Annotated in this window: 10 protein-coding genes and 1 pseudogene; 6 read left to right on the top strand and 5 right to left on the bottom strand. The window is 59.1% G+C overall.

Going from position 1 to position 8,951, the window contains the following annotated elements; genetic code table 11:
• From DWY03_RS03490 to DWY03_RS03480, 3 genes and pseudogenes are all read right to left on the bottom strand, one after another.
• Positions 1–353, bottom strand: a pseudogene (locus DWY03_RS03490) (lantibiotic ABC transporter permease); the annotation flags it as partial.
• Positions 354–388: 35 nt separating this feature from the next.
• Complete coding sequence (locus tag DWY03_RS03485) at positions 389–1,159, bottom strand: hypothetical protein (RefSeq protein ID WP_117839911.1); 771 nt, start codon at positions 1,157–1,159, stop codon at positions 389–391.
• Positions 1,156–1,884 (bottom strand): lantibiotic protection ABC transporter ATP-binding protein, encoded by a 729-nt coding sequence (locus DWY03_RS03480; RefSeq protein ID WP_055309961.1) that lies wholly within the window; start codon positions 1,882–1,884, stop codon positions 1,156–1,158. Before DWY03_RS03480 ends, DWY03_RS03485 begins: the two co-directional genes overlap by 4 nt.
• Before the next feature lie 388 nt (positions 1,885–2,272).
• Here DWY03_RS03480 and DWY03_RS03475 point away from each other — a divergent pair, with 388 nt between their 5' ends.
• The 6 genes from DWY03_RS03475 to DWY03_RS03450 all read left to right on the top strand — a co-directional run bounded on the left by DWY03_RS03475 (position 2,273) and on the right by DWY03_RS03450 (position 7,127).
• The gene (locus DWY03_RS03475; protein ID WP_040359866.1) at positions 2,273–2,977 is read left to right on the top strand and encodes a CDP-alcohol phosphatidyltransferase family protein; all 705 of its coding nucleotides are present in this window, start codon (positions 2,273–2,275) and stop codon (positions 2,975–2,977) included.
• A 66-nt stretch (positions 2,978–3,043) separates the two neighbouring features.
• A complete protein-coding gene (locus DWY03_RS03470; protein ID WP_006236002.1) occupies positions 3,044–3,478 on the top strand; it encodes an FHA domain-containing protein in 435 nt (144 codons plus the stop codon).
• Between the two features lie 3 nt (positions 3,479–3,481).
• Positions 3,482–4,360 carry a MerR family transcriptional regulator gene (locus DWY03_RS03465; RefSeq protein WP_117770349.1) on the top strand — a complete coding sequence of 293 codons (879 nt, stop codon included), beginning with the start codon at positions 3,482–3,484 and terminating at the stop codon, positions 4,358–4,360.
• Positions 4,361–4,400: 40 nt separating this feature from the next.
• On the top strand, positions 4,401–4,931 hold the full coding sequence (locus DWY03_RS03460) for an adenine phosphoribosyltransferase (protein ID WP_117770348.1): 531 nt from the start codon (positions 4,401–4,403) through the stop codon (positions 4,929–4,931).
• 32 nt (positions 4,932–4,963) lie between these two features.
• Positions 4,964–6,085: an NlpC/P60 family protein gene (locus DWY03_RS10125; RefSeq protein ID WP_197032767.1), complete on the top strand. Its 1,122-nt coding sequence runs from the start codon at positions 4,964–4,966 to the stop codon at positions 6,083–6,085.
• A gap of 175 nt (positions 6,086–6,260) precedes the next feature.
• The gene (locus DWY03_RS03450; protein ID WP_117839910.1) at positions 6,261–7,127 is read left to right on the top strand and encodes a DegV family protein; all 867 of its coding nucleotides are present in this window, start codon (positions 6,261–6,263) and stop codon (positions 7,125–7,127) included.
• A gap of 72 nt (positions 7,128–7,199) precedes the next feature.
• Here the strand turns inward: DWY03_RS03450 and DWY03_RS03445 are convergent, their stop codons facing one another.
• Both DWY03_RS03445 and DWY03_RS03440 read right to left on the bottom strand, forming a co-directional pair.
• Positions 7,200–7,811 (bottom strand): DUF1836 domain-containing protein, encoded by a 612-nt coding sequence (locus DWY03_RS03445; protein WP_187361898.1) that lies wholly within the window; start codon positions 7,809–7,811, stop codon positions 7,200–7,202.
• Between the two features lie 154 nt (positions 7,812–7,965).
• Positions 7,966–8,904, bottom strand: a complete 939-nt coding sequence (locus tag DWY03_RS03440) for an NAD(P)/FAD-dependent oxidoreductase (RefSeq protein WP_117736843.1) — start codon at positions 8,902–8,904, stop codon at positions 7,966–7,968.
• Positions 8,905–8,951 lie beyond the last annotated feature (47 nt).

Raw genomic sequence — 8,951 nt, 5'->3', positions numbered from 1 at the left:
GCCCCGAACACGCCGAGCGCCACGGCCAGCGCGCCCGCGCCGAGCGCCGCAAGGGCGAGTAGCTTCGCCGCGACGGCGCGCCCGCGCGAGGGGACCGCCGTGAGGTTGGCGAGACGCCCGGCAGCGCGCTCGTCGTCCACGGTGAGCCCACAGACGATGGCGGACATGAGCGGCATGAGGGCGCCGAGGAACTGGGCGTAGGCGTCCGCGCCCAGCGCCGGGTCCCATCGGGTTACGGAGAAGTACTCGCCGCAGGCAAGACCGGCTGCCAGGCCGCAGACGAGGTGCACCGCCGTGAGCGGGGAGCGCGCCAGGCGCAGGGCCTCGGAGAGCAGGGCCCGCGGGAGAGTCATGCGCGGCGTCGGGTCGGAGAGTCGTGTCATGGCCATCACCTCTCCTCGGAGCGCGCGAACCAGGCCGCGCCCGCCGCCGTGAGCGCGGCGAACGCGAGCGCGCTGACCGCAAGGCCCGCTAGCGTGAGCATGCCGTCCGCCGCGAGCGCCCCGCCGAGCGCCATGTCCGCCGCGAGTGGCTCGCCACTCGGCAGCACGGGGATGAAGCTCGTGGGTATGACCATGCTCGCCGACGGCGGAAAGAGCTGCGGCAGCGGCACCAGCGACCAGGCGAACCCGCCCACGAGCTGCGCGGCGAGCGGGCAGAAGATGCCCGCGAGCATTCCGAGCCGCGCCGTGAGGAAGAGCCCTGCGGGGATCATCCACGCCGCGGTCACCGTGTTGGCGAGCGCGCAGAGGAGCATCGTGAGGGTGCCCGCGGCCGTGAGGCCCTGCGAGGAGAACGCCGATCCCGCGAGGTAGATGCCGAAGACCACGAGGTTCGAGAGCGTGCAGAGAGCGAGGCACCAGAGCGCCTTGGCCCACCAGGCGCGCCCGAGCGGGAAGCCCAGGCCCAGAAGCCCCCGCATCCGCGTGCGAGCGTCCGCCCGCGCGACGCACGCCACCACGAGCGAGAGAGACACGGGCAGGAAGAGCGCGTACCAGTAGTTCCACGCGCTGAAGATCTGCACGCCCCGGTAGGGCATCGCGCCGAGCAGCGGCATCGGCAGCGCCATGAGCACGGCCAGGCGAACCGGTGCCGCGTGGCGCGACTTCAGGGCCTCGGCGCGCAGGCCCGCGAGCAGGCCGCCTTTCTCGCCCGTCATGCCGCCACCTCCCCGCGTGCTCGTCGCCCTTCCCGGCAGAAACTCATGAAGAGTTCCTCGAGGTCCTGCCCGGGCCGAAGCGCATCCTCGTAGGCGAGGCGCCCTCCGCAGATGATGCCGATGGTGTCCGCCATCTGCTGCACCTCGGAGAGGATGTGGCTCGAGACGATCACCGTCGTGCCCGCCGCCGCGAAGCCGCGGATCTGGTCGCGCAGCTCCTCGATGCCGATGGGGTCGAGGCCGTTGGTGGGCTCGTCGAGCACGAGCAGGCGTGGCCGGGCGATCAGCGCCAGCGCGAGCCCCAGGCGCTGCCGCATGCCCATCGAGAAGCGCCCGGCGCGCTTCTTCCCGGTGTCTGCGAGGTCCACGGCGGCGAGCACCTCATCTATGCGGCTCTCGGGAAGGCCCAGCAGCGTGGTGCGCACGCGCAGGTTCTCGCGCGCGGTGAGGTTGGGGTAGAGCGGCGCCTCCTCGATGAGGCTGCCGATTGCGTAGAGGTCCTCGCGGCGCCAGGCGTGCCCGGCAAAGAGGATCTCCCCGGCCGTCGGCCGCAGCATCCCGCAGATCATCTTGAGCGTTGTCGACTTGCCGGCGCCGTTGGGGCCGAGCAGCCCGTACACCTCGCCCTCGCGGATATGAAGGCTCACGTCGGCCACGGCGTCCTGCGCCTGGTCGCCGCGGCCGAAGCGCTTGGTGAGCCCGCGCGTCTCGAGCATGTAATCCATGGGCTTATCCTTTCTCTTCCGGGCGCGCGGGCCGAGTCGCCGTGCCCGCGCGCCTTACCTTTCGGGTTCACCATCCATGATGGGGCGCGTTTCTAACGAAGCCGTAACGGCCGTTGGGCTCTTTTGGTGCCAGCCCTTCTCGACCCGTACGCATTTGCTTAAAGCAACAACTTTCCCGATCGATGTAATCACCGAATCAAAACGTGTACACCAGCCACCAAAGATGCCGAAAAATGTCGCTTTTGGAGGCTGATGTACACAAATGCAGAATCCAGCGCAGCCCAGAGGCGCCCTCCACATGTCTGGACTCTCTATGGCTGCGCTGGATAGACATCGCTGGAACGGGTATAGTATCGAAAGTTTTGTCGTTAACCAGCGGGGGAGTCCTGTGGGCATCAAAAAGAAGATCAAAAAGGAGCTTATCGGCACTTCCGATTACCCGTCGAATAAGATCTTTACGATCTCCAATTTCATCACCTTTACGCGCCTGATCCTCACCCTGGTATTTCTGTACCTGTTTGTGACGGATAACAACCGTGTCATCGCCATCGTTATCTACGCCGTTGCCGCCTCCACCGACTGGATGGACGGTCAGATCGCCCGCATGACTAAGACGGTCTCGTGGCTCGGCAAGGTCATGGATCCCATTTGCGACCGTGCGCTGCTGTTCACCGGCGTACTTGGACTGGTGGTCCGCGGAGAGCTGCCCATCTGGGTCTGCGTACTCATTATTGGCCGCGACATCTATCTGGGCATCGGCACGCTTATCGTGCGTCATTATCACCGTCGCCCCATCGATGTGGTCTTTCCCGGAAAGATTGCCACGGCGCTGCTCATGACCGGCTTCTCACTCATGCTGCTCGGTTTCCCCGTTATTGACGGCCTGCACCTTTTATCTTCAACCCTTACGGCCTTCCCGGGCCTCAACGGAAGCTCGGTGCCCCTCGGCATCTTCTTTGTGTACGGCGGCGTGATCTTCTCCATGCTCACGGCTGTCATCTACTCCATTAAGGGCGGAGTGGCCATTAAACAGGCTCTCGCGCATCCCGAGGACGAGGACATCGACTTTCTGAACCCTGAAATCGAAGACTGATTCGTTGGGGTATGATTACGTACGGTTCATTATTTGCGGCACGTCCGCGATAAGTTAGGGGTTGTCATGGACAACATGGTTAACAATATGCCTCAGAATGATAAGACTGCTGACGCTACCTGCGTATTCCGCGTGCCTTCAAGCGACGTCACCGTTCCCGACCTCATGGCCAACGTGCGCATCACCGCCCCCGTCCTGTCCATCGTCAAGGGTCCGCAGACTGGTGCCGCCTTTGAGCTCGAGGACGACGTGACCACCATCGGCCGCGATCCCGCGAACGGCATCTTCCTTAATGACATGACCGTTTCGCGCAGCCACGCGCGCATTATTCGCGAGGGCCTCGGCGCTCGCATCGAGGACCTGGGCTCGCTCAATGGTACCTGGGTCGACGGTGCCATTGTCAATGCAGCCCCGCTGCACGACGGTTCTTCCGTTCAGATCGGTACGTTTACGCTCATCTACCACGAGAGCACGCCGGAGCGCATCGAAACCGGTGAGTAGGGCATGGCCGAACGCAACTATCTGAGTATCGGCCAAGTCGTCAACCTACTTCGAGGCGCATACCCCGATCTTTCGAACTCAAAAATTAGATTTCTAGAGGATGAGGGGCTCATTACCCCTCATCGTACGCCTAAGGGATACCGTCAGTACTCTAAGGAGGACGTTGATCGTCTGGAGGTCATCCTGCACTTGCAGAAGACCCGCTACATGCCGCTCAACGTGATTAAGCAGCGCTTGGAAAACGCCACGGACCTGTCAACGCTCGCCTACGAGGTGGGCTTGCTATCCGATGTTCCGCTCAAGACGGAGCCCAAGGAGACTAAGCAAAAGCTGCATCCCATCGAGACCATTCCCGATATGTTGGGCGTCGAAATTTCGTTTATCCGCTCGCTCGCCGAGAACGACCTCATTCGCATCATCAAGAGTCCGCAGAATCGCGAGCTTGTCGATGGTCGCGATTTTCCGATCATCCGCTACTGCTCCGAGCTGTCGCGCTTCCATATCGAGCCGCGCAACCTGCGTCAGTACGTGTCTTCCGCCAACCGCGAGTCCTCGATGTTTGAGCAGGTGCTTGTGAGCATGCTCGGCATGGATACCTCCGATGACGAGCGCGACGCCAAGCTCGAGCGTGCGTTTAAGAAGCTTCACGACCTGACGGAGGGCGTGCACACCGCGCTGCTCAAGAACCGCGTTTTTGAGTCGCTCAACGCCGTGGTCGAGGACGCCGACATCGATGCACTCGATGAGGAAATCACTCGCTCCGAGTCCACCAAGGCCAAAAACGAAGAGATAGCCGCGCCGGCTTCGCACAAGGATTCTCTCGTCAAGCCGCTCAAGGTCGTCCCCCCTTCGCAATCCGGCACCGCCACCGCGGGCAAATAACCGCTGCTGAAATTTCGGGAACCCATTGAAAGGTCATGCAATGTACGACTTCGAATCTCAAATCGTCGACATCCCCGACTATCCCGAGCCCGGAGTCATCTTTAAAGACATCACGCCGCTCTTTGGCAATCCCGAGGCGCTCAAAGCCATGACCGATGCCCTCGCCGAGCACTTTGCCGGCATGGGAATCACCAAGGTCGTGGGTCCCGAGGCTCGCGGCTTTATGGTTGGCGTACCGGTAGCTGTAGCCCTTGGCGCCGGCTTTGTTCCCGCACGTAAACCGGGCAAGCTACCGCGCAAGACTGTGAGCCAGAGCTACGAGCTCGAGTACGGAACGGATTCCATTGAGATCCATGCCGACGCTATCAGCTCTAAAGATACCGTGTTGATTCTGGACGACTTGGTCGCGACGGGCGGAACCGTCGAGGCAACAGGTAAACTGGTGCGAGATATGGGCGCAAAGCTTATCGGTTACGGTTGTATCCTTGAGCTTGCGTTTCTCAACCCGCGCGAGAAGCTCACGCCGTCTGATGACGATGTGGAGCTCTTTAGCCTGGTGACGGTGGACTAGCCGTTACCCTTAGTTACTGGAAAGGAAGCTACATGCGCACAGCAAACACGCACAAAAACATGGCACGCTGCGCTGCTACGGCAACCCTCGCTTGTGTTTTGGGCTTGGGCCTCGCGGCTCCTGCCTACGCCGATACCGCATCCGACCTTGCCGCTGCTCGTACGAAGCTCGAGCAGATCGGTACCCAAACTCAGCAGATTTACGATGAGCTCGCCACGCAGACGCAGGCGCTCGATCAGACTGCCGGCGAGATCACGCAAAAGCAGCAGGAGATCGCCGATGGTCAGGCTAAGCTCTCAACCTATGTCGCCGGCGAGTACAAAACCGGCGGTCTGAGCCTGCTTCAGGTTCTGACGGGTGTCGATGACCTGAGCGATATGCTCAACCGTCTGTTCTACTACGGCAAAGTTTCCGATAAGCAAGCTCAGACCATTCAAGAGGTCAAGGAGCTTAAGCAGCAGCTCACCGATAAGCAGGCCGAGCAGGAGAAGAACGTCGCCGCCACGCAAAAGAAGGTCGACGAGCTTAACGCCCAGCAGGCTGAAGCCCAGAACGTCGTAAACTCCCTGGATTCGCAGCTGCAGGCCGAGCTTGCCGCCGAGGCCGAGGCCAACGCCGCGCTGCAGGCCGGCATCAACGCCAGCACCGCCGAGAAGGCCACGGTGAGCAACGAGACTGCCGGTACGACCGAGAACACCAACAAGGGTGGCGGTACGACCAACGACGGCGGCGGAAACACGCCCGCGCCCGCTCCCACTCCGCAGCCCCCGACGCCCGCTCCGGCTCCGGCTCCGGCTCCGACGCCTTCCGCACCGAGCCAGTCCGTTGACGGCGGTTCCGTTGTTTCGCGTGCCTATAGCAAGCTCGGATACGCTTACTCTTGGGGTGGCATTGGGCCGAACAGCTTTGACTGCTCCGGTTTTGTAAGCTATTGCCTCACGGGACGCTACTGCCGTCTGGGCACCACGGTCGACTTCATGGGTTGGACCCGTGTGTCCGATCCGCAACCCGGCGATGTTGTGGTTAACTCCTACCATACCGGCATCTATATCGGTAATGGTCAGATGATCCATGCTTCCGACTACAAAACGGGCGTCATCATCAGTTCCGTCGCAGCCGGTATGAACAACAACTACATTTTCGTGCGCTACTAAGTCACTCTGTATAGCGAACGAAGGTGAACCTCGTGGCCTTTGAGCTGCGAGGTTCATTTATTTATGACCGTGCTCCATACATGATCCTAATGTGCTAGTTTTCAATACTAGATGCACGCTTCATCGGTGAGCAATATAGCTATAATGATTGAGAAGCATATAGAAAGGACCCTCTATGAGCTGGGCACTTATCTCCGATTCGAGCTGTAACCTCCGCGATTGGCAACCGACCGCGCCCCATACCACCTTTGCATTTGCACCCCTCAAAATTCGAGTGGGGGAGCGCGAGTTCGTCGATGACCTCACGCTCGACGTTCACGAACTCAATTGCGCCGTGCAGGCGGAGTCGAGCGCTTCTTCGAGCGCCTGTCCGAGCGTAGGCGAGTGGACCGAACTCTTTAGGCTTGCCGACAAGACGATTTGTATGCCCATCTCGGAGGGCGTATCGGGGAGCTATAACGCCGCCGCCACGGCACGCGATTTGGTTCTTGCCGAGGAGCCGAACCGTCAAATTCATTTGGTCAATTCACGCGGAGCCGGCGGCAAAATGGACCTGATCTTACTGCTGTTCGACCGGTATCTTGCAAGCAATCCGGATGTCTCATTCGAGGACGCTTGCGCATACTTCAATAGCCTTGAGCAGAACAGCAAAATCCTCTTCAGCTTGTGCAATTACGAAAACCTGGCCAAAGCCGGACGTATCCCTAAGGCAGCCGGCGTCATTGCCAACAAGCTCAATATCCGCATTTTGGGCACGGCGAGCGAAGCGGGCAAAATTGAACTCGTTGGGCACACCCGCGGCGAAAAGAAGATGCTCACCAAGATTGTCGACACCATGGAGGCCGCAGGCTTTACCGGCGGCGAGGTCGTTATCGACCATGTCGAGAATGAGGTGGGCGCCCAAGCACTTGCCAGCCGCATTGTGGAGCATTGGCCCGGCTCCAAGACGATTATCATGCCCTGTAACGGGCTAGATTCATACTATGCCGAGATGCACGGCCTCATTATCGGCTACGGTATGGGCGTGGCGTCGGGCCGATAATATCCAACTAGACAAACGTATGGGCGGGATAAGGAGCCATTGGCTCTTTATCCCGCCCATCTTATACCTCGGTTAGCTATTAAACCCATTGAACTTGAGATAGCTCATCAGATACGCCTTCGAAACGAAGGACGATACCGCACTGCGCACGAGCAACGATTCGCGCGTAACCTGATGTGCGGTATCGGGCACGGGAGTCTGCTCAACAGAAAACGCCGCACGAATCGATGCCTCGAGCTGATCGACAACATAATCGAAAGCCGTCGGAGCGTCGTAGCTCAAGCGCTGAATATTAAAGAGCGCCTGAACCGCAGCGATGGGCAGCACCTGCTTAAAGATACAAATGGCGATGAGACGCGCAATCTGCTCACGGCCATACTGCTTTTTAACCGGAGCAGGAACGAGGCCGACCTTTACGTAGTTATTGATCATCGATGGCGTGATAACGGGTTGCTCTACGCAAATCGAAAGCGGCTCCATCCACAGCGCAACATATTCAATAACCTGATCGCGATAGAGCGTTACGTTGGGCAGCTGGTCATAGCGTGGCAGGCTCAACGCGTTGAGTTTACCCACCATATCGGACTGAATAAATGCATCCGGCAGAACCGTCGGCTGAATATCCTCAGGCTTAATGCTGACCGACGTATCGGACATCGGGATAACATGTTTAGCATGGTTCATAAGAGGCCCCCGTTCGTTTTCTATATTGTATTCTAGGTTATATAGTTTTGCATACTACATAGCCGCAAAGTAAAAGTGGTTGGACGGCACATTGATGCACTGTCCAACCACTATGTTAAAAGATAGCAACCTTACATAAGATATATTATCGTACTTATCCACGGAGAAACGCGTATGCGCTCGTTGCCGCTATGGCTCCGTCCGAAACAGCGGTCACAACCTGGCGTAAACGTTTGGAACGGATATCGCCAGCGGCAAATAGACCTGGCGTGCGGGTCGCCATGGATTCATCAGTCAGAATGCCGCCATCAGGCGCCAGATCGACTAGATGCTCAACAAGCTCGGTATGGGGCTGCGTTCCGGTAAAAACAAAGATGCCAAACGAGCCGGGCTCAAATGACTCGGTATGAGTCTCGCCGGATGCATTGTCCTTAAAGGTAATCGTCGTTGGCATGGCTTCGCCCGATAGCTCCACAATACTAGTTTGGTACCTAACTGTAATATTGTCCTTTGCGAGTACTTTCTGAACAACACCATCGGGCGCACGGAACTGGTCGCGGCGCAGCACGATGGTCACACTGTTGGCAATGTCGGACAGGAACAGAGCCTCTTCGCATGCCGAATTGCCACCACCGATTACAAAAACCTGCTTGCCGCGGAAAAACATGCCGTCACATGTTGCGCAATATGAAACGCCACGACCGCGATACGTATCCTCGCCTGCGAAACCTGCCGGACGCGGCGTGGCACCCATGCAAGCGATAACGCTCGGGGCCAGCGTATCGCCCATATCGTGATGCACCGTAAACAACGCTGCATCGGCATCGTAATCGACACCCGTAACCATGCTCCATGCAACCTGTGCTCCCAGGCCCTCTGCATGCTGCTGAAAACGCTCGCCGAGTTCGGCGCCACTCAGGAGCGAGATACCCGGATAGTTCTCGACCTCATTGGTTGTGGCGATCTGCCCTCCCGACATGCCCTGCTCAATCACGGTCGTCGTCAGGTTAGCACGCGCAGCATAAATGGCGGCAGCATAGCCCGCGGGGCCGCCACCGATAATCGCAACATCGATCGGCTTATCGGTAGTCATGAAGCGTCCTTTCGTCGAAACGTTGTCGTTCTTTGCGCTCATACCCA

This window comes from Collinsella sp. AF23-2 (assembly GCF_003459245.1).
Lineage (GTDB): Bacteria > Actinomycetota > Coriobacteriia > Coriobacteriales > Coriobacteriaceae > Collinsella.
Note: the sequence above shows the minus strand (reverse complement) of the source record. Positions and strands in the feature narration are given on the sequence as shown.